Below are 26,316 nucleotides of genomic sequence, written 5' to 3' on the forward strand. Positions count from 1 at the left end.
TGTATTGTTCGTATATCGGACAGTACTTTTTGTGATGCCCTTTTTTAAACTAAGAAATCTTTTAAAAAAACTATTGACTATTACTAGCTGGTCTTTTTTTCCATGAAAAAACTGTAATATTTTATAATAATTATACACTTTAATATATTATTCTTCTACTCATAAAAATATTTCGTGTCTCGAAAAATATTTTTAAGCTACATCTCCTATATAGGGAACAAGAGTTAAAACTTAACCTATACGTAAATCCTCCCCAGGTCCCTTAAGGATTGATTAAGATAAATAAGTTAAAATTCCATCATGAAATCCCTATATAAAAAAGAGATGATTTTTGAACTATCTAAAATTCAAAAATCACCTTTTTTATTCTTCATATAAATCTTTATATATTATTTTAAACACTTCTAGTGCTTCTTCAATCTTACTTCGTAATAATACTTTTTTTTGTGTAAATTCCTGTAACCCTTCTTCAGTTATACTATATATTTTTTGAGCCTTTTTTTTAGAATCATCCCAATTCCCTTGAACATACCCCTGTTTCTCCATTTTTTTTAATAAAGGGTAAATGCCTCCAGTGCTTGGAAGCCAAAACCCATGAGTTCTATCTCCAACTTTATGAGATATATCATTACCATTAGTTGGACCTAAGCTTAGGATGTACAAGACATAAATGGGCAGTAACCCCTTAGTAAACACTTGGCCAACAGCTTCATTTTCTTTTTGTACTTTCCTTAGTTCATTTAACTTCCTTTTATATTCCTCATAAAGTTGTTTTTCCTCTTCCTTTATATCTTTTATATGATGTTGGCCCATTATGTTATTCTACCTCGTAGAATATTACTCCTATTAGGCCAGGCCCTGAATGAACTCCTGAAACCGGGCTTAAATAACCATGAAAAGTTACACTATTAACATTCTCAAGACCTTTTAATTGTTCTGCTACATTTTTGGATTCATCTTCAGCTTCACCATGAATTATATGAATATCATATTTTTTATTTGATAGTTTATCTTTTGCTATTTCTAACATTCTATTAATGGATTGTTTTCTTCCTCTAACTTTGTCATATGTATAGTATACTCCATTTTTATCTACAGAAATAATAGGCTTAATATTTAAAAGCTCAGCAATTGTTCCTGACACTCTACCTATTCTTCCACCTCTTTTTAAGTATTCTAAAGTACCAACAACAAAGAATAATTCTGTCTTTTCAGTAACTCGCGGAATTTCCTTAACTATCTCTTCAAAGCTCATACCTTTTTCAATCATCTTAGCTGCTTCAACTATTGGCAAAGCTTCTGCATAAGAAATTGCCTTACTATCATAAACAAAGGACTTAATTTCAGGATGATTTTCGCTAGCTAAGGAAATTGCATTGTGAACACCTGATAATCCTGAAGATAAAGTAACAATTATAACATGAGTATAACCTTCACTTTTAAGTTCCTCATACATATTCTCTATATCTTTCATTGCTGGAAGAGAAGAAGTCGGGGCTTCAGTCTCTAACGTATCATACACATACTTTGGAGTTATGTCTACTCCATCACTATATTCTCTATCCTTATATATAATTCTAAAGGGCAAAACCCTTACATTATATCTTTCTTTTAATTCCTTTGTAATATCACTTGCACTGTCTGTTACCAAAGCTATTTTTTGCAAAATAATCCCTCCTAGTTTAACTATGATTCTATTATATATCACTAGTGAGTATGTTATCAATAGTGATATATCAAATTTGATAACATTCTTAGTATCTTTATTATGTTAAAAATATTCCTAATTTATTCAATAATTCACTTATGTGGCTTTTTAGTAAAACACTTTAATTACTACCAATCTCTATATTAAATCATCACTCGCATACTCTTTTGAAATTTCATAATACTCTCATTACTTAAAATACATCTCCATTTACTTTTATATTGGACTTTTACTATGTTCTCAACAAATAAATATTTAATATTCTATATAAAAAAAGCCACATTTTAATTTGTGACTTTTTCTGTAGATTATTAACTTATCATATAAATTATTATGCTCTTATAGAAGCTTCAATTAAATTATAAGCTTCCTCTATATCTTCACTTTCAATTAACTTTCCATCAACTCTAGCAATGTATTTATACCCACATAAATTACACACACCGATGCACTTGTTTTCTGTAATAACAAAATCTCCATGAATTTCTTTAACTTTTTCCATTAATTTTTCATAACCTTCGTTACACATACAAAAACTAACTTTTTTGCTCATTTGTTTCCTCCTTTGATTATAGCATTGTTATTATTCTATTGTCCTTACTATCTCTCTTTAATCTATAAAATCCTACTAGTTATCACTTGAAGTGTACAAGTCCAGGTTTTAACTTACAGCTACTTCAATCTTTTCTAGTTAGTAAAAATAAAATACATAATAAGCGTAAAGATTTCCACTATCTCATTATTTGCACCTAAGGTATCTCCACTTAAACCTTCAATCTTTTTCTCACAAAATTTATTAAATAAATAAGTAACTATCATTGATGTTATTATTAGTAATATAGCCCTATAGCCTATAAATAAATAGGTCAATGCCCCAGTAACCATCAATGTGCATATAAAGTTTATACCCTTAACTTTACCAATAAACAGATTACCAGTTCCTTGAGGTTTTGCACTTTTTCCTATGTAGGATAAGAACACAATAGAAAATCTTCCAATGATAGGAGCTGCAATTATAAGTAGCGGAGCAGCATTAATTGCACTGTCTACCAAAGATACTTTTAAAAGAATATTAAACACAATAGCAATGCATCCAAAAGCTCCCACTCTGCTATCCTTCATTATTTCAATGATTTTATCCTTGCCTCCCTTAAACGCGAAAAAACCATCAGCACAGTCTCCAAAGCCATCTAAGTGAAGAGCTCCTGTGATCATAATGGAAATAAGCACCGCAATTATTGAAAGGGTGAAGGAATTTAATTTACCAGATAAACTATAATAAACTGCATACTGAAATCCTCCAATTATGAGTCCTATGATAGGAAAAAAGGGAGTTCCTTCTATGAAGTTCTTATCTTCACAATTTAAGCCTTTGTTTACTGGTATACGGGTGAAAAATTGTATGTATAATAAAAAGTTGTTAATTATATTTTTCATGATCTATTCCTCATTTTTCTACTTTAACTTTAACGGTAATCCGCAGGCAGTAAAATATACTTCATCACAAAGCTTTGCTATATGTTGATTTGTAAACCCAGCAATATCTCTGTAGATTCTTCCTAATTTATATTCTGGAACAAGTCCACTTCCAACTTCATTTGTAACCATTACTAGGTTCTTTTTTTCTTTTCTAGCAGCTTTAATTAAATTTTCAAATTGAAGTTTAATTTTGTTTTGGATTTCATCTACTTCTTCCATGGTCATATTATCAAAATCTAGATTTTTTTCAAACATTAGGTTAGTTATCATTATAGTAACACAATCTAAAAGCACATTATTATGCTTTGTATCCTTTATAACTTTTTCTAAGTCTTTAAATCCTTCATAAGTTGTCCACTTATTATTTCTTGAGTTTATGTGTTTGTTTATCCTATCTCTCATTTCCTCGTCTGTAATTATTGCAGTTGCAACATATAGTACATCGTCAGTATCTTTAAAAAGACTTTCAGCAAAGGTACTTTTACCACTTCTGCTCCCACCAGTTACTAAAGTAATTTTATTCATTGTAAACCCTCCTATATTTTAACAATGAGTAATAGAATCAATATATAAATTGCCATACTCATATTTAATTATTGCTAAATCACAATTTTTGCATCCAAAGCCCCAAAATAAATCTAAATTTCCTCCAAGGACATATGTATAAATTGTTCTTATTACTCCGCTGTGAGTAACTAATAAAACTTTTTCATAATCTTTATTAATTAGCTCCTTCATAAAGCTTTCCACTCTTTTATATAACTGTACATAGCTTTCCCCTCCAGGTGGAGTGAAGTCTTTCCAATCATTTTTCCACAGTTCGCATTCTGATGGATAAAGCTTTAAAAGTTCGCCATAGCTCTTTCCTTCAAAATCACCAAAATTAATTTCCTTAAGTCTTTCCTCTAAGTTGACAACCAATTCCTTAGAAGAATTAACAATATGTAATGTTTCTAAAGTTCTTTTTGTTGGGCTCACATAAGCACACTGAAAATCTATGCCTCTTAGTTTTTCTTTTACTCTATTTCCTTGATTAATTCCCTCATCATTTAAGCTACAATCTATAGCTCCGTAATAGGTATTCTTTTCATTTTCTTCAGATTTTCCATGCCTTAATAAGTAAATATCCAAACTCTCACCACCCTATCTCACCTCTTATATTACTTTTATTTTAATTAAAACTCAATAATAACTTCATATCTTTATACTAAAGTTGTCAATGAAGAGATTTTTCACTATTTAACAATATTAAATTTAACATATTTATACAGGATACTATTGTAAGATTAGGTATTCCTAATAAAGGTAGGATTCATTAAAAAAGAATAGATTTTAAGCAAAAAAGTAGAAGAGAAAGTTTTTAAAAGGACTAAAAACTTTCTCTTGTAAAGCTTAATTTATTTCAAACTATTATATATGGTTTCCACATTATATTTCATAGCTTCTACAAAGGTTTTGTTATCCTCATTGCTATGAAGTGTGTAGATCTTCTCTGTCTTCCCTTTTACTTCTCTTGCTAAAGTTTCTGAAATCTCAGGACTTACTAAAGTTTCAGTAAAAATAACCTTAACATTATTTTGTTTTACGTATTTTACAAGCTCCTCTAACTTCTTAGGAGAAGGCTCTCCTTCAGCAAAAACATCTTCTATGCTATTTTGTTCCAAACCCAAATCTCTGCATAAGTAACCAAAGGTTGCATGACCGGTTATAAATTTTTTATTAGAAACTTCATTAAACTTAGGTTTATATGTGTTTAATATATCATTCATAGCCCCTTCAAAGGTTTTATAGTTTTCTTCATAATAAGTCTTGTTACCTGGGTCTGCCTTTACTAAGGCTTCCATTATGTTTTTCCCTTGAATTTTAGCTGTTTCTATACCAAGCCAGGTATGAGGGTCATACTCACCATGGTCATGATCTTCCTCCACTTCTTCTTCATGATCCTTAGCACTTATTAATTCAATTCCTTTAGAGGCATCAACAACTTCTAAATTAGAATTGTTAACTGATTTTAAAACCTTCTCGCTCCAGCCTTCCATACCAGCTCCATTTATAACAAATATATTACCTTTTTCTATATTAATCATATCCTTGGCCTTTGGTTCAAAATCATGAGGTTCTGTTCCCTCTGGCACCACATTATGAATTTCAACCTTATCTTTGCCTATTTCCTCTACTAGAGCCTTCATTCCATAAAAGGATGTGACTATCTTAACTTTATTTGATTCACTACTGGTTTTAACAGTATTTTCTTTGCTGCATCCAGTAAGAGTTACTGTCAGCATTACAGCCAACATTGATGTTATAATTCTTTTTTTCATAAATATACTCCTTTGTTGCAATTAATTCGCATCTAATATTATTATAATCAATTCTACTTTCACTGTAAATATATTTCATAAAAATTATTGCAAACTATTTGCAATAACTCCTACTGTTGTTATATAATCATTAAGTAACTATTATCAAATTTACTATAATTTATTCATTATATAAATAAATTGGTTAATATTTTTATTTTATTTGGACAATATTGTAATATATGAAAGGAGTAACTGTATGATCGAAGTAGAAAATATTTCCTTCTCTTATAATAATATAAAACCTTACGTTATAGAAAACTTATCTTTCACTATCCCACGTGGAAGTTATGTTTCAGTTATAGGAGAAAACGGTAGTGCAAAAACTACTTTAATAAAACTAATGCTTGGCATACTAAAACCAGCTAAAGGTTCTATTAATAGTCAATCAACAAACATTGGATATGTACCACAAAAGCTGGATAGTTTCAATTCACAGTTTCCTATTACTGTATACGAAGTTTTAAATACCCATAGAAAAATATTAAAATTAAAGGATAAAAATTGCATTATAGATGGATTAAAATCTGTGGGAATGCTAGATTACAAAGATAACCTAATAGGAAATTTGTCAGGTGGTCAACAGCAAAAGGTATTTATAGCCAAAGCTTTATTAGGTGATAGAGATATGCTCATACTAGATGAACCTTCTACGGGAGTTGACAATAAAAGTATGAGAGAAATTTATAGCATAATTACTCACTTAAATAAAAATCATGGCATTACAGTGGTTTCTATCGAACATAATTTAGAGGCTGCTATTAAAAATTCAACTCACATTTTAAATATGAAAAGTGGCTGTGGCACTTTATACACCTTAGATGAATTTTTAAATAGTCAAAATATAGTTTAAGTTGGAGGGTTTATATGTTTCATTATGAATTTATGCAAAATGCTTTCTTAGCAGGAATTTTTATTTCTATTCTGTGTCCTTTAGTTGGAGTTTTCTTAGTTTTAAAAAGATATTCCATGATGGGTGATACTCTAGCTCACTCCTCTTTTGCGGGGGTTGCTATTGGACTTGTATTTGGATTTAATCCTATAGTGTCTTCTTTTATTTTTACTAGTATCTGTGGGGTTTTAATAGAGTATTTAAGAGACTATTACAAAAAGTATGCTGAACTCATTCTTTCAATCATTTTAACCTTTAGTATCGGTATTGGCATCACCTTAATTAGTACTGGAAAAACTGGTGGAAATGTTAACACTTTTTTATTTGGAAGCATACTTACAGTAACTAAAAGTGATTTAATTACTATGCTCGTACTAAGCATTATTTCAATAGTATTACTTTCTTCTTTATATCATAAGCTTATATATATAACCTTTGATGAGGAAGGGGCTAAAGTTGCTGGGGTAAATGTCAAGCTAATAAATTATATTTTTGCTTTATTAGTGGGAGCAACTATTTCTGTTTCCATTAGAATTATGGGGATTTTAGTTATGTCCTCTATGATAGCTCTTCCTGTTGCAGCAGCACTACAGCTTAACAAAGGTTTTAAGGATACCTTGTTACTTTCACTATTCTTTGGTTTTGTAGATATTATTTTGGGATTAATTTTATCCTACTATATAAATTGTGCTCCTGGTGGTACCATTGCACTAGTTTCAGTATTTGTACTTATATTTACTATTATTTTCAAAAAATTTTTAGCTAAATAGAAAATCCCCTTAGAGTTATTCTCTTTAAGGGGATTTTACTTATTTTACGGTTTATTTAAGCTTCTTATTTATCCAACAGGATTTCCATCCAATTCATCATAACGAGGCTTTATTTTTTCATCTCCTCTGTTATTTTGATTCTTATGAAGTCTTTGTCTTCTTTCACCTTTTTGCATTGCTTGATTTTCTTTGTGTTGTTTATTATATTCTGCCATTGTCATCTCTCCTTTCACCAAAATTATTTTTTGCTGAAAGGAGAAATTCTATGCAAGTTAATCTATAGAAACCAATTTTGCTACTAAAAACATAGTTTTCATTCCCATGGAAGTAAACTTTTCTTCATATTCAGTAACTACATTGTCCTCAAAGCTACTATTATGAAGGTCATAGGTTAAGAAGTTTATTTCAAAGCCACTTTCTTTAAAGTAGTTAATAGAGTCCTCGAACAAACCTGTATCATCAGTCTTAAACCAAACTTCTCCACCTAGTCTTAAGAATCTTTTATATTGAGTTAAAAACTTTGTATGAGTTAATCTTCTTTTATTGTGTCTTTCCTTTGGCCAAGGATTACAAAAATTAATATATATCTTTGAAATTTCATCCTTTGCAAAAACATTATCTATAAGCATTATGTTTAAAGGCATTAATCTCACATTAAAATCTTTATCTTTCATTCTTTCATCTTCTCTTAAGCTTTTAACTTTCCTTAAGGCATTAACCAAAACCTCATCTTTTAAATCAATACCCACATAGTTAATATCAGGATTTTTTTTACTCCTTTGTGCAATATGACCTCCCATACCGCAACCTAACTCTAAGTGTATTTCACTATTGTTGCCAAGATTTTCATTCCACTTTCCCATATGATTATATTGATCAGTTATAACAATATCACTTGCTTCCATTTCTGGTCTTGCCCAGTGCTTTTTTCTTAAGCGCATAAATTTCTACTCCTCTTGTTTATATTATTGATGTAACTATATTAACAAAGAAACCAAATAAAGCTCTTCCAGGTATTCCAACTATAAAATCTAAAATAGATCTTTGTCCGATTAATGGAAGAATTAAAATAATAAAAATAACCATTTGATATTTATATAGCATAGTTGAAAACTTATACAAGACTCTAGGAAATAAATCATTTATTATATGAAATCCATCAAATCCTGGTATAGGTATTAAATTCAAGAAAAACCACATACAATTCAACCAAGCAGTCAAATATATTATAGTTCCTATTATATCCTGAAGTTTTGCATTATTAAGCTGAATCTTACTAAATAGCACAAGAACTATTACAGAAATAAACCCAATTAATAAGTTTGCTAAAGGTCCTGCTATAGAAACTTTTAGGTCATCCTTATAATAATTCTTAAATGCCTGAGGATTAGTTTCAACTGGCCTTGCCCAACCAAATCCTACAAGTAAAATCATAATAAATCCTACAATGTCAACGTGAGCAAAAGGATTTAAAGTAAGCCTTCCTTGATATTTTGGCGTATCATCACCTAATTTTACTGCAACTATTGCATGAGCATATTCATGAAAGGTAAAAGCCAATAAAATAGCTGGAATTATTAGTATCTTTTCTAAAAGATAATTATTCATAAAAAGTCCCCCTTAAAAGGATAATCAAAGCCATAAGGCATTTCATAAGGCATTTAAAAATAAATAAAAAGCCAAATATGTGAAGGATATTTGGAGTTCACAAGTAAGCTTGTGCTCACAAGCAAGCTTGTGCTGACAAGGAAACAGGTTCCATAGATAGTAGGGTATCTATGGGTTCTATTGACACAATATAACTCAAAATAAACTAACAAACTGACTTATTTATTTTTTGAAAATCCCTTATACAATATTAACTCATACTATCATTATAGTAGTTTATTATTTAAAATCAAGGTGGTTATATATTTTATAAATAAACATACTAAAAACAAATCTATTCATAGGCACATAAGTCTTTTAGGTTTACCAAAAACATTATAGTCAATGACACTTAAGTCTATACAAGTATTTTTAAATAACTTTTACACTTAGCTGTTATTTATTAAATTAACTACACTATAATATAAACTTTAAGTTATAACTCAATAAAAAAAGGCCCATGGCCTTTTTTTATAATTTTTGCGCAGATTCATAAGCTAAAGGTGATCTCTCACATTCATCAAATTTAAGTGTCACTTGATAGCAAAGTTCACTGCCCTTCATCTTCTCAGAGGCATAGCATAAGCCATTAGACCTAGAATCCATAAATGGATGGTCAATTTGATCAGGATCACCAATAAGTATTAGTTTAGTCCCTTCCCCTACTCTAGTAGTTATAGCTTTTACTTGCTTAGGGGATAGATTTTGAGCCTCATCAATGATAACCCAGTTTTTAACTATGGATCTTCCTCTTAAATAAGCTACAGCTTCAGTAGTTATTATTCTTCTGTCAAACAATTCTTTTATTTTATCCTGTAACTCTTTTTCATTTTTATACCTTTCTTTTTCATCAGAATCCACTAAAATCTCTAGATTATCAAAGATTGGTCTCATAAAAGGAGCAATTTTTTCTTCCTCAGACCCTGGTAAAAATCCAATCTCTTCATCCATAGGTACATTAGGTCTACAAACCAGTATTCTTCTATATTGTCCAGTATTTTCTTCAATTATTTTTTGCAACCCAACAGCTAAAGAAAATAGAGTTTTAGCAGTACCCGCAGGACCTTTTATAATAACTAAAGGAGCTTTTATTGGATCTGTAAATAGAGCCTCTAGCATAAATTTTTGCCCTACATTTCTTGGATTTAAGCCCAGTGGTTTTATATCTTTATAGTATAATGGCACTATCTTCTTCCCATCAAATCTTCCTAAAGCTGTTTGTTTTTCGTTTTCCATTGAATGCATTAATACAAATTGATTTGTATATAGTTCAGGAATATAATAATCTTCCTCTTCATGGGAATAACATAGCGCATCATCGGGATTTAAAGACTTCTTAGCATAGAATTCTTCAAGTTTATAAGAGGGAACATATACTTCAATTCTTCCAGTATATTGGCTGTCATTTTCTGGAACTACTTTTTCATAGTAATCTTCGCTCTTTATATTCACCGTATCCGCCTTAATTCTTTCAAAGATATCTTTTGTGATAAGAATTACATCTTCTCCTAGTTCTTTTAAGGCTTTGCATACCTGTAGTATTCTATTATCTGGTTTTTCTTTTTCCCAGGCTGGAGGCATTATGGTGTCATAGTGGTTCATCTCTACCCTTAAGGTACCTCCATTAGGTAGAAAAACTCCCTTGCTAAGATTTCCTTCTTTTCTTAACTTATCAATAGTTCTTGCAGCATGCCTAGCATTTGCTCCTAGGTCAGTTTTATCTTTTTTAAAGTTGTCTAACTCCTCAAGAACTACTTCAGGTATTACCACATGATTATCTCCAAAGGATAATAAAGCCCCAGATGAATAAAGAATAACATTGGTATCTAATACATAAGTTTTCTTCAAGCTACTTCTCCTCCTCTCCTATATTACTAATATATGTAAAACTTTCTATAATTGAATAAAAATATTAACTTTTCCTAAAAATTTTTTTATCAAAATAATACATAATTCCATATTTTATTTATATTTTCTTTGACACCGGATAATACTTATTATATAATAAATATAATCAAACAGTGAGGTAAATTAGCATGGATAATTTTACACAGATCTTTAAAGAAAAAAAATTAAAACTTACTCCTCAACGCATAGCTGTTTATAAATACTTGAAATCTACTAAGGAGCACCCTTCTGCTGAAACAATTTATAATGCACTGCAAGAAGAATATCCAACCATGAGTCTTGCAACCGTTTATAAAGCTCTTAAAGTTTTAGTAGAAGTAAATTTAGTTCAAGAGATAAATGTAGGTGAAGGAACTTTTCGTTACGATGGAAATGTTGAACCTCATCCTCATGTGCATTGTACTAATTGTTTTAGAGTAGATGATATAGAAGGAATATCTTTTTCATTCTTAAATGATGAAATTAGAAATCACACAAACTATAACATTCTTTCTAATCAAGTATACTTTTATGGTTTATGCCAAGATTGCACTAAAGAAAATTAACTTTTTAGGACTAGCAAATGCTAGTCCTTTTTTTATTTAAATTTATAATTTTAACTAATTAATTTTCCTTAATTTACATATACATTATTATGGGGGGTGTAATAATGAGTTTTAAAAAGTTTAAATTAACTAAAAAGTACTTTTACAGTTTTATAATACTATCCTTGATCGTTTTAATGCCAGTAATCGCTTTTCAGTACTTAAATAGGTCTTCACCGGCTTTTATCACTTCAATTGAAGATAGTAAAACTATACAGGATGACTTAAATGGCGATGGGAAAAAAGATATTTTATATGTGAAAAAAGATGATAAAAACTATTATGTTCAAGTTAATCTCAATGATGGTACTAGCTATGGTCTTAATCCAAGTGGTGCCATGCCTACCTTAGGAGATGCTACAGATTATTGGCCAATGAAGGTTATTACCTTGGATGCATCTAGAAACAACATAAAAGAAATATTCCTACAATCTTCCTTTCATGGTAAGCCAATACAACATGTTTTTCATTGGAAAGATAAAAAATATGAGGATATCTACTGTTCAAACAACAATATCTTAGGCTTTGTGGACAGCAAAAATAATAAAACTCCAAGAATTATCTCGGCTAATATTTTTAATGGTGAAATATCTTACAACAGCTTCATTTTTGTTAAAGATGAGCTTAAAAAGTATAGTTATACTTTTCCTAGCAATTATATGGGCATAGATGTAATTGCTAGTTTTGTAACCCTGCTACAAAGTTTCCCAAATGATTCTTTAGCATTGCCTTCATACTTTTATCACAATATAAGTGGTAGCGACTTAAACTTGCTTTATGGAGCGGCAAATAATAATACATCCTATACTTTTCAGGATGGAGTTTTTAAAGATTTAAGCTGGGATAGTAATGGTATACCACATGAAATAAAATGGACACTAAACTTTAAAGCTACCTCCTTATCAGATAATAAGATAGTAAAAGCTATTACTTTTGATTTAATTCTTACAAAATATCCAAATAGCGATGGCTCTTATAACTACAAAATTACGTCTTTAAATTTAAGATAAAAAAAAGGGACCTCTACAGGTCCCAAGGGGGATGGGGGGGTTTACTCTAAAATTAATATTTTAGAGATTATGGAGATTTCAACTCCTATTACATTTATTATTGTTACCCAATTATGACTTCTTATACATTTATTTTGAAGTTTTATTCTTACTAATTACTATTTCTAGATTGAATTAAGTAAATGCCCATAAATCAACGCATTTATGGGCATCTCACATTATATTTAACTTTTTAGTAATTTTTCAAGTGCTTTAAGCTTGCTTGGTTCAATGAGTCTAACTAATATATTTACTAAGTCATGCAATTCATTTTCATTTAACTTTGAAGTTGATTTGAAAATATTTTCCTGTACAATTTCTCCCTCTTCTACTAAAAGGTTGTTTTCTTCCCCTTCATTTTCCTCATCTTCAATTACCATATTATCAAAATCTATATTATTAAGATCAATATTTTCAAAGTCAAAATTACTTAAATCTATATTGTTTATACTGCTCAAAATTGAGTTGAAATCTAGACTAGATAATATTTGCTCAATGGATTGTTCCTGCTTCCTACGATTAATTACTCCCGACTCTACCCTTTGTTCTTCCTTTTTACTATCACTGTTAAGTATACCACTAAACACCTCTCTCAAAGCATCTTTATCTGCCTCTGTTATGTTTGAAAGTATATCCTTCAGGCTAGCTGGTTGTGTTTGCTTTTGTTGTTGAGGAGGTTGACCTTGTTGGCCTTGATTTCCTGTTAATCCTTGAAGAGCATTCATTATGCCTCCAATTCCTCCAAGTGCAGCTAATGGATCACCACCGCCACCTTGAGGGGCTCCTCCCATTAATCCTGATAAAAGGGACCCCATTCCATTTCCTCCACCTCCACCTAATCCACCTAGGGATGAAAGTAGTCCTGCCATGCCATTCATTCCTCCACCCATGCCTCCACCTAACATTTCTCCAAGTCCACCAAAACCTGGCATAGGTGATGGAAGCTGTTGAACATTACTGGTATCACTATGTCTTCTTCTATGCTTATGTTTTCCCATAAACTCACCTCTTTTTAATATAGGAGGGCAATTATACCCTCCTATTGATTTTCATTTTAATTTTAAAAAGCAATCCATGTTTTCACATGGACTGCTAAAAACTCTTATCTTTCTAGAAACCCCCCACCATGGGCCATGGTTTACACATCTAATTTATCTTTAGTTTGCACATTATTTAATTTTTTTAGGTTGCTTATTAGCAGCAGCAAATTCCATTATTGCCTTTTCTATTGTTATTTGGTGATATTCCTGTGCCATTACATCCACATAACCAGTATAAGAATAATAATGTTAATGCATTCTTAGCCACTGGATTATTTTGAGTGTCTAATAGGCAAAGGTTATTCAAAATAGCAATTACTAATAAAATTGTACATGGTTCCAAATTAAATCTTTGATTTCCGCATCCACACATAGTTAATCTCTCCTTTTGAAATTGTATTTTTGAACTTTATTTTTTATCCTTTAGTAAATTAGCAGCAGCAAACTTTTATTTTTCTTTTTCTACATCTAGGTCTACATTCATTAGTTCCAGCTACTCCACTATTATTATTGTTACTGCATCCACATAACCAATAAAGAAGTAGTAAAGTTATTGCATTCTTAGCTTGTGGTGAGTCATTTAATAACCCTTGATTGCCTAATATAGCAATAACAAGTAAAATTGTGCAAGGTTGAAAGTTAAATCTTTGATTTCCGCATCCACACATGGTTAAATCCTCCCATTTTTTATTTATTTTTTTCTTAACTTTTGATATTTTCACAAATATAATTGGTATTTTAATTATCTTGTCTTCTGATATTAATAATTTCGAATTAGTAATTTAAATTTTAATCCTTAGATTCTATAAATCTTTAGTTGTTAAAGAATTTCTTTAGCACCCTCTTCTAATTAAGAATATTGCAGCTAATATAGCTATAGTGCAAATATTAATACCACAGCCATTACCAAAGCCACAACCACCTCGTACTCCTCCATTGTTCCATCCGCCATAGCCTCCATTGCATAAACAACATGGGTCTATTTCTATGCAGCAGCAATCTTTACTTTTGTGTTTTTTGTGTTTCCTACCACAGCAGCAGTCATCATAATCACAATCACAATCACAACAACAGCAGTTACAGCAATTGCTATTACCCCTGTTATTACAGTAGCAACTGTAGAAAATTAAAAATAGTATTACCCATACCCATAACTTTCTGTTGCCACCTAATAATGATGATATTCCTGATGTGCCTTCTGCCTGTGAAGAATCCATGCCCGCTAATAGGTTTAATAAACTTGAATAGTTTTCCATAGCTCTTCCTCCTTTACCAGAAGACTCAGTTAATTCTTATCTTTTGTATAGTATATACTATGGATTCACCTTAGTTTTTGACACTACTTTATTTTTTGCTTTGTAAAGTTTTTGTTAACTCTTCAGTTTTTTATTCTATTTCTAATAATCCTTTGCTTAATAATATATTATTAATAAATACTTTTTTTGTTACTAGTGAAAATTTGTTTTTATAAATATTTAGGTTTTATTAGTAATATATAAAGAAATAAATTAAATTACTATCCTATACTTAATTTTATCTTTTTGTCTTCAGGGCTTTAGGATGTGTATCTAGTAATTTTTCAATTTAGGAAATGTATATACTTTCTTATTAGAATTCTTATTTATCATTTTGAAAACTTAAGGTATTAACCTATATTAAACCCAAATCAAGCATTGATGTTGAATTTTCTAAGAATAATTTTAAAAAAGCAATTGTAAATGTGGTAACACAGTTACAATTGCTTTCTTTATTAAATTAGTTTACCCTTGCATAAGTTTTGATGCAAATAAAAAGGATGTGGTGATTACATTTACGAAAAAGTGATTAAATACTGCATACCAATATCCCTTTTTTTCAATTAAATAACAGTTATAAAAACTTATTATAAATAACATTCCAAAGGCGGATAGATTATTATGTGCTATTGCAAATATTATACTAACTAAAAAAGAACTGATTAAAAATCCACCCTTACCAGTTAAAGATTTTCTGAAAATTTTCTGGAACAAAACATATCTAAATACATATTCTTCTACAATTGGAGCAAAAATCACTGCTGAAGGAGCTGCAATTAAGAACTCAATTAAATTGTATCCTGATAATACCTCTACCACCTCTTGAGATTTAGCCTGAATTCCAAAAGCAAAAAGTAGAAGTTGAGTAATTATGGATACCACAATTACCATTCCATATCCCACTAAAGCATATCTAAATCCATTAGCCAACTTAAATTCCTTTATGGAAAATCTGTAATTATAATAATCACCATTTAAAGATTCACCCTTCATTCTAAACATCATAAAAACTATAAGAATAAAGGGTAATATGTTTCCTTGCATACTAGGCACTATAAAAAGTAAACCTATATAAGCAAAAACAATAACAATACTTACCAGCTTAGAATATTTGTGCCATGTAATTGTTTTGGTAAAAACAATCAGTGGAACAAGATATAATAATAAAATTATAAGAATATTAATTAATATCTCCATAAATTCCTCCTACCTATATTTACACTACTAATTCTATTCAATTAAACTACTCTAAATTCCTTAAGACTTTTTTTTATAGTTTGGTATTAATTAACTTAATAATATATAAAAATGTTAAATAAATTGAAGAAACACATTTAAGAATTCCCCACAAATAAGTCTCTTTATATTTTTCTAACTTTTATTTACATGATTCAATGTAATTTTCTTTTAAATACTAATTGATATGATCCACTGTAATATAAATTTTATTATAACACAATACATAAATCAAAGAGTACCTATTTAATAGGTACTCTTAAATTTATACTTCAGTATTGTCTTCAAGATTTTCTTCCATGCTTATATCTTTAAAAATTTCTTGAAGTAGTTCTTCTTTTCCTTCCTTTTTAAGGGATGAAAAGAATAGTATTTGTTCACTCTTGTCTAAGCTTAAAGTCTCTCTAATTACTTTTGCACTTCTTTGAAGTTCATTCTTTGTAAGCTTATCCTTTTTAGTTGCTACTATAACAACCCCATAACCATAATGCTTTATCCAGTTGTACATAAGTACATCATCACCTGTAGGTTTATGTCTAGAGTCAACTAAAAGCATAACTTTCTTTAGCTGTGGCCTATTTATTAGATATTGTTCCATCATTTTTCCCCAGCCTGCTTTTTCACTTTTAGAAACCTTAGCATAACCATAACCTGGTAAGTCAACAAAATAAAACTCATTATTAATTAAAAAGAAATTAATTAACCTAGTTTTTCCCGGAGTTCCACTTACCTTTACAAGTTTTCTCCTATTTGTAAGTGTATTAATTAAGGACGATTTTCCTACATTAGACCTTCCAACGAAGGCAATTTCTAATCTTTGATCTATAGGGTATTGGTCTGGCTTAACAGCCGATATAGTAAATTCTGATTGTTTAATTTCCATCTTCTATCTCTCCAATTAATGCATTTTGTAGTACATCTTCAACCTTGTCAGCAACTATAAATTTAATTTTTGACTTTACTAACTTTGGCACTTTTTCTAAGTCTTTTTTATTATCTTTTGGTATAATAACAGTTTTTATTCCCATTCTATAAGCTGCCAAACTTTTTTCTTTTAGCCCTCCTATAGGTAGAACTCTTCCTGTTAACGTAATTTCTCCTGTCATTGCTACCTTATGATTAACTTTCTTGCCACTTAAAGCAGAAATCATTGCAGTAATCATTGTTACTCCTGCTGAAGGTCCATCTTTAGGAATAGCTCCTTCTGGAATATGGATATGAATATCCTTTTTCTTATGGAAGTCTTTATTGATACCGTATTTTTCAGCATTGGCCCTAACATAGCTATACCCGGCTTTGGCTGACTCCTTCATTACATCACCAAGCTGTCCAGTCAATTGCAATTTACCATCACCATCCATTACAGTGACTTCCACAGGAAGAGTATCTCCACCATATCCAGTCCATGCCAGTCCTGTTACTACTCCCACTTTGTCTTCTTTGTCTAAGTCATCATAGGTATAGATTATAGGGCCTAAATACTTCTTAACCGTATTTCCATTTATGGTAATTAACTCTTTCTCGTTTTCTACTAAATCTGTAATGGCTTTTCTAATAACAGAAGCCATTTTCCTTTCAAGAGTTCTAACTCCTGTTTCTCGAGTGTAATTTTCAACTAATGTGCTAATAGCATTGTCCTGAAAAATAAATTTATCAGCTGTTATATTATGTTCTTTTAATAATTTTGGAAGAAGATGTTCCTTTGCAATATGGAACTTCTCCTCTGTGGTGTACCCAGAAACTTCTATAATTTCCATTCTATCTAGTAATGGTCTTGATACTCCTTCTAAAGAGTTTGCTGTAGTAATAAACATTACTTTTGACAAATCAAAATCTAATTCTAAGTAATGGTCTCTAAAAGTAGAATTTTGCTCACTATCTAGCACTTCAAGCAATGAATCAGCTAAGCTCCCTTTAAAATCCGCTCCCATCTTGTCTATTTCATCAAGTAAAAAAAGTGGATTTTTATATCCTGCTTGCTTCATACCATAAATTATTCTGCCTGGGATGGCACCTACATAGGTTTTTCTATGTCCTCTTATCTCTGCTTCATCTTTTACTCCACCAAGACTCATTCTAACAAATTTTCTTCCAAGACAATTTGCTACGGATTTAGCAATTGAAGTTTTACCTACTCCAGGCGGACCTACTAAACAAAGTATTGGCCCTTTAAGGGTTTTACTGATTTTCCTTACAGCTAAATACTCAATTATTCTTTCTTTAACATCTTCCAATCCATAATGTTCCTTATCTAGAATAGTTCTTGCATTTTTTAGGTCTAAATTATCTTTTGTAAGTTTATTCCAAGGCAAATCTAGTATCCAATCTAAATAAGTTTTAATTACTGCGCTTTCTTGGCTACCAGGACCAGTACTTTTTAGTCTATTAAACTCATATAAAGCTTTTTCTTTTACATCCTTTGGAAGTTTAGACTTGTGAATTTTTTCCTCATACTGCTTCATTTCATTATTTTCTTCATCATCATCGCCTAGTTCTTCCTGAATAACTCTTAGTTGTTCTCTAAGATAAAATTCTTTTTGCACTCTACTAATTTTACTTTTTATCTTTGTGCCAATGCTTTTTTCTATTTTAAGAACTTCTATTTCATTTTTAATAATTACTAGTAACTTTTCTAGTCTTTCTTTTACATCAACTATTTCTATGAGTTCTTGCTTGGTATCAGTTTTCAACATTAAGAAAGCCCCTATAATATCGCAGTATCTTCCTAAGCCATCTTCTTCTTCTAACTCTGTAAATATTTCATTTAAGCTCTCTCCACTTAATTCTAAATATTCATCAAAAGCTTTATCAATTGATTTTTTATAGGCCTCACATACATTTTCATCCTCACAAGGAATATCTTCTAAAACTTTAATTTCTCCATAAAACATGGCCTCACCTTCTATGAATTCATTAAGCTTACCTCTCTGCTCACCTTCAACTAAAACTCTTAGCTGATCTCCCGGAAGTTTTACAAATTGTTTTATGTAACATATTGTACCTATATTATATATTTCTTCAGCACTTGGCTCTTCAATTTTTGCATCCTTTTGAGCCACTAAAAAAATTTTTTGATCCTTTGACATTGCCTCTTCCACTGCTGCAACTGATTTTTCTCTTCCTACATCAAAATGTAAAACCATATGCGGAAAAATATTTACTCCCCTTAATGGTATTACAGGAAGCTTTAATAAGTTATTATCCATTATTCTTCCCTCTTTTCTATTTGCGTCTAATTAGTAGTTAACCATATATCTATTAGTTCATCTTTATAAGTATTTCTAAAACATAGATTATATGTAAAAGATCTTTTCTATCATAGAATAAGATTTATAAAAGCATCATTATTAAAACTACTCTATATAGTTTGTTCCGTATTGTAAAGCTTATTATTCCATTATAACAAGACTTTATATATTATACATATAAAAGATATTTTTTTCAATTATATTGGTTTAATTTGTTATTTTTTCACCAATAACTCCCATGATTAAATTATATTCATCTCTAATATCTCTACTTATATTGTAGACAATATTAACTGATAATATAAAAATAGAGTTTAGTACATGATTTCATTAAAATAATGCACTAAACTCTTAAACTATATTATTAAAAATATCTCTATATCTCATATCTATTGGATACTTTAGTTATGTAAACCTAAGTTAAAATCAATTAAGAAGTTTCATCTAAGCATCAAGAGAAGTCGCAGATAAAATATCTACCTTTTGTTCAATATTTTCAACAGTTATATGGAAAATTTGTTCATCCATTATTGCTTCTTCTATAACTTCTTTTATTGATGACACAGGTATTATTTTAACTCCTTCTAAGGCTGCGAAACTATCTTGCCAGTTATCCTTTGGAATAAGCACTTTAGTTGCACCAGCCTTTTTTGCTGCTTGAACCTTTGCATTTACCCCTCCTACTGGTTTTACCAATCCATGAATTGATATTTCTCCTGTCATTGCAATATTATTATCTACGCATTTTCCCGTTATAGCGCTATATACTGCAGTGGTTATGGCAATTCCTGCAGAAGGTCCATCCACAGGAGCACCCCCTGGAAAATTTATATGTATATCATATCCTTTTGTGTCTAGGTTGTAAAACTTTTCTAGGACAGTAATTACATTTTCAGTAGAGCATTTTGCAGTACTTTTTCTCCTCATTTTTTTATTACCTCCACTGATTTCTTCTTCTTCTACTATACCAGTAATTCTTACTTCTCCATCCTTATTCTTAGATTTCATAGCACTTGCCTCTATTTCCATTACGGCTCCCATGTTGGCTCCATACACAGCTAATCCATTAACATAACCAATTTGTGGTCTTTCATTTATCTTTTTATCTGGCCTTGGTGAATATTGACCATTTTCAATTACCCACTCTATATCGCTAACGGTAACTGTTGTTCTTTCTTCGTTTATTGCAATGCCTGAAGCTAATTGAATAAGATTTACTGCATCTCTACCATTTGTAGCATACTTTCCAACAATTTCAGCGGCTTTTTCTTCAAGAATTAATCCAATTTTACTCATGGCTTTTCTTGCAATAACTTCAATTTCTTCCGGTTGTAATCCTCTGAAGAATATCTCAACACATCTTGATCTTATGGCTGGTATAATTTCTTCTGGACTTCTTGTTGTCGCTCCTATAAGTCTAAAATCAGCAGGTAACCCTTCATCAAATATTTCTTTAATATATGATGGCATATTAGGATCTTCCGAGTTATAGTAAGCACTATCTAAAAAAACTTTTCTATCTTCTAATACCTTTAATAACTTATTCATTTCAATTGGATGAAGCTCACCTATTTCATCAATAAATAAAACTCCTCCGTGTGCCTTTGTAACAGCGCCTGGTTTTGGTTGTGGTACCCCAGCAACTCCTAAGGGCCCTGCACCTTGATATATTGGATCATGAACAGAGCCTATTAGTGGGTCAGCTATTCCACGCTCATCAAATCTAATAGTTGTAGCATCTATTTCTACAAATTTAGCTTGCTGACCAAAAGGAGATGTAAGTCTTCTCTTTGCATCTTCTAAAACTAATCTTGCAGCAGCAGTTTTTCCAACCCCTGGTGGCCCGTAAATTATAACATGCTGTGGGTTAGGTCCACAAATAGCAGCTTGTAATGCTTTAATACCCTTTTCTTGACCTATTATATCTTCAAACTTTGATGGCCTGCTTTTTTCTGTTAAAGGTTCTGAAAGAGCAATACTTTTTAATCTTCTTAAATTTTCAATTTCCTTTGCATTTTCTTTATTAATAACTACTTTAGAACTTTGTTGTCCTTTCAAGGCATTAAAAAAGTATAAGCCTATTACCACTGTAAAAAACAGTTGAATTAACATAATTATTACTGTTGCTGATCCCATAAATATTTTAGTTTAATACCATATTAAACTAACTTCCCTCCCTTTATGTTATTTAATTTACTCTTGTATTTCTATTCTTTACATTTAAGTGGATTTATATTCTAAATTATAGAAAATATTGTAATTATCATATTATGTTTTAATACAAAAAAAATAGCAAGACAAATCTTGCTATTTTTACATATCCTTAGAAAATATTCTAAAGATTTTACTCAATTTTTAAGCTGGTTCAGATCCTCTTTTGCCCCTACTCTTGCTTTCAATTTTAAGAGGCTGTCTTTTACCATCCTTCGCTATGACATATTCAGGCTTTTTAGAAACTAATGTATCTTCATGAATTATAACCTTTTCAATTTCTTCTCTTGAAGGCACTTCAAACATGATATCTTTCATCATTTCTTCAATAATTGCTCTTAGACCTCTTGCACCTGTGTTTCTCTTCATAGCTTCTTTAGCAATTGCTTTAAGAGCACTTTCATCAAATTCTAGGTGAACATCATCCATTTCTAAAAGCTTCATGTATTGTTTTATTAAAGCATTCTTAGGCTCTCTTAATATACTCACTAGAGCTTCTTCATCAAGAGCTTCCAAAGTTACAATTATTGGTAACCTTCCTACAAACTCTGGAATCAAGCCAAACTTTAGTAAATCACCTGGCATAATTTGCTTTAATAACGCCCCTACATCTTTATTTTCTTTAGATTGCACTTCTGCTCCAAATCCAATAGATGACTTCTGAGTTCTTTTTGTTATAATCTTTTCAAGGCCATCAAAAGCTCCTCCACAAATAAATAATATATTAGATGTATTTATTTGAATAAACTCTTGATGTGGGTGCTTCCTTCCTCCTTGAGGTGGTACTGATGCCACAGTTCCTTCAAGAATTTTAAGCAATGCTTGTTGCACACCTTCCCCAGATACATCTCTTGTAATTGATGGATTCTCTGATTTTCTTGCAATCTTATCAATTTCATCGATATATATTATTCCCTTTTCAGCTCTTTCAACATCATAGTCAGAGTTTTGAATCAATTTTAGAAGTATATTCTCTACATCTTCACCTACATAGCCAGCCTCTGTTAATGTAGTCGCATCTGCAATGGCAAATGGCACATTAAGCATTTTAGCTAGTGTTTGTGCTAGAAGCGTTTTACCTGAACCTGTAGGACCTAATAATAATATATTACTTTTTTGTAATTCTACATCTCCATCAGTTATAGGAGAATTTATTCTTTTATAGTGATTATACACTGCCACAGCAAGAGATTTTTTTGAGTCATTTTGACCAACTACATATTGATCTAGATACTTTTTAATTTCTTCTGGCTTTGGTAGTGCATCCATGTCAATTTGCACGTCTCCCTCACGCTCATCAATGATAATTTCAGAGCAAAGCTCTATACACTCGTCACAAATGTATACCCCAGGTCCTGCAATAAGTCTTCTTACTTGTTCCTCACTTTTACCACAGAAGGAACATTTAAACTTTTTCTTTTCATCATTTCTTGGCATGCCGACACCCCTTTAAAGCTATTTCTTCTTATCAATTACCTCATCAATTAATCCATATTCTTTAGCTTCTTCTGCTGACATAAAATAATCTCTCTCTACATCATTATTGATTTTCTCAATTGGCTGACCTGTTCTTTCACTTAAAATTCTATTAAGTGTTTCTTTTGTTTTCAAAATTCTTTTTGCATGAATATCGATATCAGTCGCTTGACCTTTAAAACCACCTAATGGTTGGTGAATCATTATTTCACTATTAGGTAATGCAAATCTTTTTCCTTTTGCTCCAGACGCTAATAAGAAAGCTCCCATAGATGCTGCCATACCTATACAAATGGTTGATACATCTGGTTTTATATAATTCATAGTATCATATATTGCCATTCCTGATGTAATTGAACCACCAGGGCTATTTATATATAAGTAAATATCTTTGTCTGGATCCTCTGATTCTAAAAATAGAAGTTGTGCAACCACTAAGCTAGCAGTTGTATCATTAACTTCATCTCCTAAGAAAATTATTCTTTCTTTTAAAAGCCTTGAATAAATATCATAAGATCTTTCACCTTTTCCAGTTTGCTCTACTACCATTGGAACTAAACTCATAAAATACCCTCCTCAATGCAATAAAAATTAAGTTATAGTTAAATTTTATCCTTATTATACTTTTTTAACCTTATTTATTTAAAATTAATTGCCAGCATGTACTGGCAATTAATTAATGTTTACTATATGAGAGTTATTATAAGGATTTGCTATTCTCTAATATAAACTCTTTAACCTTTTCATTGATTATCTCAACTTCAAGGTAATCTCTTTGTACTTTTGCTAAACGTTCAGCAGTTTTTTCTACCTCTTCGCCATTGGAATAAGCAGCAGCTATTTCTTTAGCTTTATTATTGATTTCTTCTTGTGATACAGCTATATTTTCTGCAGCAGCAATTTTTCCAATTACTAAATCAGTTTTTACTTTATTAGCAGCAACATCTTGCATTTGCTCTCTAAACTTCTCTTCAGTAGTGTTTGTAAACTTGTAATAAGTTTGTAAATCAAGGCCTTGATATTTTAGTCTCATTTCTAAGTCCTGAACCATTCCGTCAAGCTCTCTATTTACCATAGCTTGTGGAATATCCACTTTTGCATTGGAAACAACTTTTTCAACAACTGCATTTTCAAATTCAGTTGTTGCTTTTAAATCATTAGCTGATTGAATTTTTTCTTTTATGTCATTTCTTAATTCTTCTAGTGTTTCAAATTCTGAAACTTCGCTAGCAAATGCATCATCTATAGCTGGTAATTCTTTTTTCTTTATAGCTTTGATGGTAACTTCAAATTTTGCTGGCTTTCCGTTAAGCTCTTCTCTTCCATATTGCTCTGGGAATTTAACATTAACATCTTTAGATTCCCCAACCTTTAAACCAACTAATTGTTCTTCAAAAGTATCAATGAAAGTTCCTGAACCAATTTCTAATTCATAATCTTGACCTTCTCCACCTTCAAAAGCAACTTCATCAATAAATCCTTTAAAGTCTATTACAGCTATGTCGCCATTTTCAACAGCGCCTTCTTCTTTATTTTCAACTCTTGCATTTTGAGTTTGTAATTCTTTTAATCTATTTTCAACATCTTCATCTGATACTGAATAAGTCTCTTTCTTAACCTCTACTCCTTTATACTCTCCAAGCTCTACCTCTGGCATTACTGGTACAGTAGCTGTATAAACAAAATCTTTGCCTTCTCCAATTTCAACTACATCTATTGATGGATAGTCTACAGGATTGATGTTGTTTTCTACTAACACTTGTGGGTATGTAGTTTCATATATAAAGTTTATAGCATCCTCATATAATGCTCCTTCACCATAGTATTTTTTTACTATATGCATTGGAGCTTTTCCTTTTCTGAACCCTGGTATATTAAATCTATTTGCATTTTTAGCATAAGATTTTTTTAAAGCCTCATTAAATTTTTCTGCTTCAACTGTTACTTCAAACTTTACAACGTTGTTCTCTAATTTCTCCATTTTAACGTTCATTATTTCTTCCTCCTAATAACTGACTAATATTCATTTTAACATTATAACATAAATTACATAAATTAAATAGAACAATGACTATTTTATTGAAAAATATGCAATTTATACTATTAACTTAAATAATTTACATCTGTACAGTAAATATACTCCATAAATTATACAATAACTTTATCCATATTTACAAGTTTTTTTCAAAGTTTAAAATTACATAACTATATTACCATTATTATCAATGTACATAGTAGTATTGTCTATTATTAATGTTAATCCTTTAGCATTGATATCTGCGAACTGAAAATCATTCCCTTTTACCTTAGTATTACTTTTGTGTTGACCTGTAGCAGTGTCAATAATCCATAAATATTTTGTTCCACTATCGTTTATCCATGGCAAATTACTACTATACGCAATGTGTGTATCATCAATAAAGGTTGGTTTTTCAGCCCACACATAGTTCTTGAATTGCTTCATTATTGTTTCTTTCTTAAAAACTTCTTTTTTAGTTGAAATATATTCTGTTTTTGATAGATTTGTTAAGTTTTTATTTAAATCTGCAATATATATATCTTGTGTAGTATTATTCAAAATAACTACTTTCTCTTTTGAAGGAGATATATTGTAAATGATATTTCCACTTCCCTTTACTTGCTTAATTTCTTTTTTATCATTATTAATTGCATATATGATGTTTATATTTTCATTTTCGTTTAAAGTTAAAGAAAATTGTTCTTCTTCAACTGCTGGTTTAACTTCAACATCTGCATCAGAAGAATTCTCATTTACCTTATTTTCCTCTACATTCTCTATTATTGACTCATCCTTGCTAGTCTCCTTAGAAAATATATTGGTTAAGGAAGCTTTAATATTAGAAACTCCCCCCATTATTTTGCCGCTAAATAACCCAACTAAAAGCAACACTATTATAACAGATATTACAGTAGCATATCTTATTCTTCTTTTTCTCAGTTGGTTTCTATAGTTTCTGCTAAACATACTAGGTTTTCTACGCACAAGAAATCCCTCCATTTTATTAAATAGTAATAATATCTATATATTAAAACCTTAATTTGTCTGTGATACCATTAATATAGTAACATTTTAACAATAGGTAATCAAACTTATTATAACTCATAATTAGAAATATTAGTATTTTTTTAGCATATTGTTACTAAAATCTAGTGTTTAATTTAAGTTTCACCATTAATTTACCATATTATAAATTTATTTATACAGAGTCATACTGTAACATTTCTGTATCATAGTTTATAAAAACTGTACTATTTTATTACAAAGGTAATTGAAAATTAATATGTTTTGAATTATATACTTCATAATTTTTTTTAAACACACATATTAATCTGGTTTCCACTCTAATTTCTGCTTGTTTCAAAGTTATAGCCTTCATTTATGTGTTTTAGTT

Annotated in this window: 27 protein-coding genes; 4 read left to right on the plus strand and 23 right to left on the minus strand. The window is 30.4% G+C overall.

The genetic code is table 11. The features are described from left to right. Positions 1-363: 363 nt before the first annotated feature. The 7 genes from J2Z44_RS09820 to J2Z44_RS09850 all read right to left on the minus strand — a co-directional run bounded on the left by J2Z44_RS09820 (position 364) and on the right by J2Z44_RS09850 (position 5,508). Positions 364-813 (minus strand): PadR family transcriptional regulator, encoded by a 450-nt coding sequence (locus J2Z44_RS09820; protein WP_021282789.1) that lies wholly within the window; start codon positions 811-813, stop codon positions 364-366. Between the two features lie 4 nt (positions 814-817). Next, positions 818-1,666: a DegV family protein gene (locus J2Z44_RS09825; RefSeq protein ID WP_021282790.1), complete on the minus strand. Its 849-nt coding sequence runs from the start codon at positions 1,664-1,666 to the stop codon at positions 818-820. Between the two features lie 373 nt (positions 1,667-2,039). Next, positions 2,040-2,261, minus strand: a complete 222-nt coding sequence (locus tag J2Z44_RS09830) for a DUF1450 domain-containing protein (protein ID WP_021282791.1) — start codon at positions 2,259-2,261, stop codon at positions 2,040-2,042. A gap of 134 nt (positions 2,262-2,395) precedes the next feature. Further along, positions 2,396-3,145 (minus strand): adenosylcobinamide-GDP ribazoletransferase, encoded by a 750-nt coding sequence (cobS, locus tag J2Z44_RS09835; RefSeq protein WP_021282792.1) that lies wholly within the window; start codon positions 3,143-3,145, stop codon positions 2,396-2,398. An 18-nt stretch (positions 3,146-3,163) separates the two neighbouring features. Beyond that, on the minus strand, positions 3,164-3,712 hold the full coding sequence (gene cobU / locus J2Z44_RS09840) for a bifunctional adenosylcobinamide kinase/adenosylcobinamide-phosphate guanylyltransferase (RefSeq protein WP_021282793.1): 549 nt from the start codon (positions 3,710-3,712) through the stop codon (positions 3,164-3,166). Between the two features lie 18 nt (positions 3,713-3,730). Continuing rightward, positions 3,731-4,318 carry an alpha-ribazole phosphatase gene (gene cobC / locus J2Z44_RS09845; protein ID WP_021282794.1) on the minus strand — a complete coding sequence of 196 codons (588 nt, stop codon included), beginning with the start codon at positions 4,316-4,318 and terminating at the stop codon, positions 3,731-3,733. Positions 4,319-4,584: 266 nt separating this feature from the next. After that, positions 4,585-5,508, minus strand: a complete 924-nt coding sequence (locus tag J2Z44_RS09850) for a metal ABC transporter solute-binding protein, Zn/Mn family (protein WP_021282795.1) — start codon at positions 5,506-5,508, stop codon at positions 4,585-4,587. Between the two features lie 238 nt (positions 5,509-5,746). Between J2Z44_RS09850 and J2Z44_RS09855 the strand changes: the two genes are divergently transcribed. Next, complete coding sequence (locus J2Z44_RS09855) at positions 5,747-6,400, plus strand: metal ABC transporter ATP-binding protein (protein WP_021282796.1); 654 nt, start codon at positions 5,747-5,749, stop codon at positions 6,398-6,400. A gap of 14 nt (positions 6,401-6,414) precedes the next feature. Then, the gene (locus J2Z44_RS09860; RefSeq protein WP_021282797.1) at positions 6,415-7,209 is read left to right on the plus strand and encodes a metal ABC transporter permease; all 795 of its coding nucleotides are present in this window, start codon (positions 6,415-6,417) and stop codon (positions 7,207-7,209) included. 68 nt (positions 7,210-7,277) lie between these two features. On the opposite strand, the gene J2Z44_RS09865 is transcribed toward J2Z44_RS09860, so the two are convergent. From J2Z44_RS09865 to J2Z44_RS09880, 4 genes are all read right to left on the minus strand, one after another. Next, positions 7,278-7,424: a clostri-philic family protein gene (locus tag J2Z44_RS09865; protein ID WP_021282798.1), complete on the minus strand. Its 147-nt coding sequence runs from the start codon at positions 7,422-7,424 to the stop codon at positions 7,278-7,280. 57 nt (positions 7,425-7,481) lie between these two features. Then, positions 7,482-8,150, minus strand: a complete 669-nt coding sequence (gene trmB, locus J2Z44_RS09870) for a tRNA (guanosine(46)-N7)-methyltransferase TrmB (RefSeq protein WP_021282799.1) — start codon at positions 8,148-8,150, stop codon at positions 7,482-7,484. A 19-nt stretch (positions 8,151-8,169) separates the two neighbouring features. Next, on the minus strand, positions 8,170-8,817 hold the full coding sequence (locus J2Z44_RS09875) for a site-2 protease family protein (RefSeq protein ID WP_021282800.1): 648 nt from the start codon (positions 8,815-8,817) through the stop codon (positions 8,170-8,172). A gap of 510 nt (positions 8,818-9,327) precedes the next feature. Continuing rightward, on the minus strand, positions 9,328-10,704 hold the full coding sequence (locus tag J2Z44_RS09880; RefSeq protein ID WP_021282801.1) for a PhoH family protein: 1,377 nt from the start codon (positions 10,702-10,704) through the stop codon (positions 9,328-9,330). A 188-nt stretch (positions 10,705-10,892) separates the two neighbouring features. Here J2Z44_RS09880 and perR point away from each other — a divergent pair, with 188 nt between their 5' ends. Then, positions 10,893-11,309: a transcriptional regulator PerR gene (gene perR, locus J2Z44_RS09885; RefSeq protein WP_209649536.1), complete on the plus strand. Its 417-nt coding sequence runs from the start codon at positions 10,893-10,895 to the stop codon at positions 11,307-11,309. Positions 11,310-11,413: 104 nt separating this feature from the next. Beyond that, positions 11,414-12,358, plus strand: coding sequence for a hypothetical protein (locus tag J2Z44_RS09890; protein ID WP_021282803.1), 945 nt, complete (start codon positions 11,414-11,416; stop codon positions 12,356-12,358). A 224-nt stretch (positions 12,359-12,582) separates the two neighbouring features. Here J2Z44_RS09890 and J2Z44_RS09895 read toward each other — a convergent pair whose 3' ends face one another. The 12 genes from J2Z44_RS09895 to J2Z44_RS09950 form a co-directional block, all read right to left on the minus strand. Then, on the minus strand, positions 12,583-13,395 hold the full coding sequence (locus J2Z44_RS09895) for a hypothetical protein (protein ID WP_021282804.1): 813 nt from the start codon (positions 13,393-13,395) through the stop codon (positions 12,583-12,585). Between the two features lie 196 nt (positions 13,396-13,591). Further along, positions 13,592-13,810 carry a hypothetical protein gene (locus tag J2Z44_RS09900; RefSeq protein WP_021282805.1) on the minus strand — a complete coding sequence of 73 codons (219 nt, stop codon included), beginning with the start codon at positions 13,808-13,810 and terminating at the stop codon, positions 13,592-13,594. A 58-nt stretch (positions 13,811-13,868) separates the two neighbouring features. Beyond that, on the minus strand, positions 13,869-14,105 hold the full coding sequence (locus tag J2Z44_RS09905) for a hypothetical protein (protein ID WP_021282806.1): 237 nt from the start codon (positions 14,103-14,105) through the stop codon (positions 13,869-13,871). Positions 14,106-14,270: 165 nt separating this feature from the next. After that, positions 14,271-14,693, minus strand: coding sequence for a hypothetical protein (locus J2Z44_RS09910; RefSeq protein ID WP_021282807.1), 423 nt, complete (start codon positions 14,691-14,693; stop codon positions 14,271-14,273). A 504-nt stretch (positions 14,694-15,197) separates the two neighbouring features. Further along, positions 15,198-15,929 carry a CPBP family intramembrane glutamic endopeptidase gene (locus J2Z44_RS09915; RefSeq protein WP_021282808.1) on the minus strand — a complete coding sequence of 244 codons (732 nt, stop codon included), beginning with the start codon at positions 15,927-15,929 and terminating at the stop codon, positions 15,198-15,200. A 304-nt stretch (positions 15,930-16,233) separates the two neighbouring features. After that, a complete protein-coding gene (gene yihA, locus J2Z44_RS09920; protein ID WP_021282809.1) occupies positions 16,234-16,851 on the minus strand; it encodes a ribosome biogenesis GTP-binding protein YihA/YsxC in 618 nt (205 codons plus the stop codon). Continuing rightward, on the minus strand, positions 16,841-19,174 hold the full coding sequence (gene lon, locus J2Z44_RS09925) for an endopeptidase La (RefSeq protein WP_021282810.1): 2,334 nt from the start codon (positions 19,172-19,174) through the stop codon (positions 16,841-16,843). The genes yihA and lon overlap by 11 nt, the downstream gene beginning before the upstream one ends. Before the next feature lie 486 nt (positions 19,175-19,660). Further along, positions 19,661-21,352, minus strand: a complete 1,692-nt coding sequence (lonB, locus tag J2Z44_RS09930) for an ATP-dependent protease LonB (protein ID WP_209649537.1) — start codon at positions 21,350-21,352, stop codon at positions 19,661-19,663. A gap of 219 nt (positions 21,353-21,571) precedes the next feature. Then, positions 21,572-22,864, minus strand: coding sequence for an ATP-dependent Clp protease ATP-binding subunit ClpX (gene clpX / locus J2Z44_RS09935; protein WP_021282813.1), 1,293 nt, complete (start codon positions 22,862-22,864; stop codon positions 21,572-21,574). A gap of 18 nt (positions 22,865-22,882) precedes the next feature. Next, complete coding sequence (gene clpP, locus J2Z44_RS09940; RefSeq protein WP_021282814.1) at positions 22,883-23,467, minus strand: ATP-dependent Clp endopeptidase proteolytic subunit ClpP; 585 nt, start codon at positions 23,465-23,467, stop codon at positions 22,883-22,885. Between the two features lie 136 nt (positions 23,468-23,603). After that, positions 23,604-24,896: a trigger factor gene (tig, locus tag J2Z44_RS09945; RefSeq protein WP_209649538.1), complete on the minus strand. Its 1,293-nt coding sequence runs from the start codon at positions 24,894-24,896 to the stop codon at positions 23,604-23,606. Positions 24,897-25,100: 204 nt separating this feature from the next. Beyond that, positions 25,101-25,907: a hypothetical protein gene (locus J2Z44_RS09950; RefSeq protein ID WP_021282817.1), complete on the minus strand. Its 807-nt coding sequence runs from the start codon at positions 25,905-25,907 to the stop codon at positions 25,101-25,103. Positions 25,908-26,316 lie beyond the last annotated feature (409 nt).

This window comes from Clostridium punense (assembly GCF_017874425.1).
Taxonomy (GTDB): domain Bacteria; phylum Bacillota; class Clostridia; order Clostridiales; family Clostridiaceae; genus Clostridium_J; species Clostridium_J punense.

What these genes read in the sequence shown, in the direction of transcription:
- J2Z44_RS09895 (WP_021282804.1), bottom strand. Translation starts at nt 13,395, where the DNA reads ATGGGAAAACATAAGCATAGAAGAAGACATAGTGATACCAGTAATGTT.
- cobU (WP_021282793.1), bottom strand. Translation starts at nt 3,712, where the DNA reads ATGAATAAAATTACTTTAGTAACTGGTGGGAGCAGAAGTGGTAAAAGT.
- clpX (WP_021282813.1), bottom strand. Translation starts at nt 22,864, where the DNA reads ATGCCAAGAAATGATGAAAAGAAAAAGTTTAAATGTTCCTTCTGTGGT.
- J2Z44_RS09915 (WP_021282808.1), bottom strand. Translation starts at nt 15,929, where the DNA reads ATGGAGATATTAATTAATATTCTTATAATTTTATTATTATATCTTGTT.
- J2Z44_RS09850 (WP_021282795.1), bottom strand. Translation starts at nt 5,508, where the DNA reads ATGAAAAAAAGAATTATAACATCAATGTTGGCTGTAATGCTGACAGTA.
- J2Z44_RS09905 (WP_021282806.1), bottom strand. Translation starts at nt 14,105, where the DNA reads ATGTGTGGATGCGGAAATCAAAGATTTAACTTTCAACCTTGCACAATT.
- J2Z44_RS09820 (WP_021282789.1), bottom strand. Translation starts at nt 813, where the DNA reads ATGGGCCAACATCATATAAAAGATATAAAGGAAGAGGAAAAACAACTT.
- tig (WP_209649538.1), bottom strand. Translation starts at nt 24,896, where the DNA reads ATGAACGTTAAAATGGAGAAATTAGAGAACAACGTTGTAAAGTTTGAA.
- lonB (WP_209649537.1), bottom strand. Translation starts at nt 21,352, where the DNA reads ATGGGATCAGCAACAGTAATAATTATGTTAATTCAACTGTTTTTTACA.
- clpP (WP_021282814.1), bottom strand. Translation starts at nt 23,467, where the DNA reads ATGAGTTTAGTTCCAATGGTAGTAGAGCAAACTGGAAAAGGTGAAAGA.
- trmB (WP_021282799.1), bottom strand. Translation starts at nt 8,150, where the DNA reads ATGCGCTTAAGAAAAAAGCACTGGGCAAGACCAGAAATGGAAGCAAGT.
- J2Z44_RS09860 (WP_021282797.1), top strand. Translation starts at nt 6,415, where the DNA reads ATGTTTCATTATGAATTTATGCAAAATGCTTTCTTAGCAGGAATTTTT.
- lon (WP_021282810.1), bottom strand. Translation starts at nt 19,174, where the DNA reads ATGGATAATAACTTATTAAAGCTTCCTGTAATACCATTAAGGGGAGTA.
- J2Z44_RS09890 (WP_021282803.1), top strand. Translation starts at nt 11,414, where the DNA reads ATGAGTTTTAAAAAGTTTAAATTAACTAAAAAGTACTTTTACAGTTTT.
- J2Z44_RS09830 (WP_021282791.1), bottom strand. Translation starts at nt 2,261, where the DNA reads ATGAGCAAAAAAGTTAGTTTTTGTATGTGTAACGAAGGTTATGAAAAA.
- cobS (WP_021282792.1), bottom strand. Translation starts at nt 3,145, where the DNA reads ATGAAAAATATAATTAACAACTTTTTATTATACATACAATTTTTCACC.
- J2Z44_RS09875 (WP_021282800.1), bottom strand. Translation starts at nt 8,817, where the DNA reads ATGAATAATTATCTTTTAGAAAAGATACTAATAATTCCAGCTATTTTA.
- J2Z44_RS09910 (WP_021282807.1), bottom strand. Translation starts at nt 14,693, where the DNA reads ATGGAAAACTATTCAAGTTTATTAAACCTATTAGCGGGCATGGATTCT.
- perR (WP_209649536.1), top strand. Translation starts at nt 10,893, where the DNA reads ATGGATAATTTTACACAGATCTTTAAAGAAAAAAAATTAAAACTTACT.
- J2Z44_RS09855 (WP_021282796.1), top strand. Translation starts at nt 5,747, where the DNA reads ATGATCGAAGTAGAAAATATTTCCTTCTCTTATAATAATATAAAACCT.
- J2Z44_RS09900 (WP_021282805.1), bottom strand. Translation starts at nt 13,810, where the DNA reads ATGTGTGGATGCGGAAATCAAAGATTTAATTTGGAACCATGTACAATT.
- yihA (WP_021282809.1), bottom strand. Translation starts at nt 16,851, where the DNA reads ATGGAAATTAAACAATCAGAATTTACTATATCGGCTGTTAAGCCAGAC.
- J2Z44_RS09865 (WP_021282798.1), bottom strand. Translation starts at nt 7,424, where the DNA reads ATGGCAGAATATAATAAACAACACAAAGAAAATCAAGCAATGCAAAAA.